Source organism: Arthrobacter sp. Soil763 (assembly GCF_001428365.1).
In the GTDB taxonomy this organism is placed as follows: domain Bacteria; phylum Actinomycetota; class Actinomycetes; order Actinomycetales; family Micrococcaceae; genus Arthrobacter.
On the sequence record NZ_LMSH01000007.1, the window covers coordinates 1 to 1,289 of the forward strand.

The 1,289-nt window shown below is 68.5% G+C and carries 1 protein-coding gene and 2 pseudogenes; all 3 read right to left on the bottom strand.

Annotation, left to right across the window (positions count from 1 at the left end):
* Window positions 1-509 (bottom strand): serine dehydratase beta chain (locus ASG71_RS16750; RefSeq protein WP_235564170.1); only part of this gene is annotated, 509 nt, incomplete at both ends.
* Between the two features lies 1 nt (window position 510).
* A pseudogene (locus ASG71_RS16755) lies at window positions 511-916 on the bottom strand (serine dehydratase beta chain); the annotation flags it as partial.
* An 89-nt stretch (window positions 917-1,005) separates the two neighbouring features.
* A pseudogene (locus ASG71_RS17050) lies at window positions 1,006-1,289 on the bottom strand (serine hydroxymethyltransferase); the annotation flags it as partial.

The window sequence follows — 1,289 nt, forward strand, 5'->3', positions numbered from 1 at the left end:
ACCCATTCCTGCCAGTACTTCGGGTCCCGGTAGTCCGGGTCTTCCTTGCAGCTTTCCTTCATCAGCCGTTCGTGCCAGTCCGGGGCCCGGCGGCGGACCTTCAGCCCGCCGGGCAACAGGCCCTCGCGTTTGAGCGAGGTCTGCACGCATTCGGCCATCACTGCGTAGATGTGCAGCAGCCGGGCGCGGATCTGGTCCTCGGTCCGGGCGGCGCGTTCGTTGACGAGCATGATGTCGCTGATCGACAGGCCCGTAGCCCGGCAGTGCTCGAGCAGTTCCGCCGCGGTGCGGAACGGCAGGGGCAGCTCCTGGATGGACTCATCGAGTTCCTGCTGGGCGGCGTCTTCCTCGCCCTCGCGGACGATGAAGCCGCCGCCGACGGAGAAGAACGTCGCGGCGAGCAGGACCGTGCCGTCGGCGTCGGAGACGGTGAACGTCATCCCGTTGGTGTGCCGGGGCAGCACGGTCAGCGGGCGCAGCACCATGTCCTTCACCCCGTACGGCAGGGGNCGTCGGCGTCGGAGACGGTGAACGTCATCCCGTTGGTGTGCCGGGGCAGCACGGTCAGCGGGCGCAGCACCATGTCCTTCACCCCGTACGGCAGGGGCACGGTCCCGGCCAGGTTCAGGTTCCCGGTCTCCGCGATCGCGGCCAGCCGCTCTTCGACTTCCGCGGGCAGGATCGTCTCCGGGTGGAAGCCCTCCAGGCCCAGCAGGATCGCCGTCATCGTCCCGTGCCCGTGCCCGGTCGCAGCCAGCGAGCCATAGAGGTCAACCCGGAGCGAGGCCACCGCCTCCAGGTTGCCGGAGGCTTTGAGTTTTTCGGCGAAGACCGCGGCGGCCCGCATCGGCCCCACGGTGTGCGAACTTGAGGGCCCGATCCCAATAGAGAAAAGATCAAAAACGCCAACAGCCATTGTCGGTTCCTCACTTAGTCATGCTTCAAAGGCCTGTCGTTGAGCCCGTCGCCCCCAATTCCAACGACGGGCTCAACGACAGGGACGGGCTACAGCTCCGGGTAGAGGGGGTGGGCGGCGGCGAGGGCCTGGACCCGGGTGCGGAGCCCGGTCAGGTCCGCGTCGGCGTCGGCGGTCAACGCTTCGGCGATGATGTCCGCGACCTCGGTGAAGGCCGCCTCGCCGAACCCGCGGGTCGCCAGGGCCGGGGTGCCGATCCGCAGCCCGGAGGTGACCATCGGCGGGCGCGGATCGAACGGGACGGCGTTGCGGTTGACGGTGATGTCGATCGCGGSGAGCCGGTCCTCGGCTTCCTGGCCGTTGAGTTCGCAGT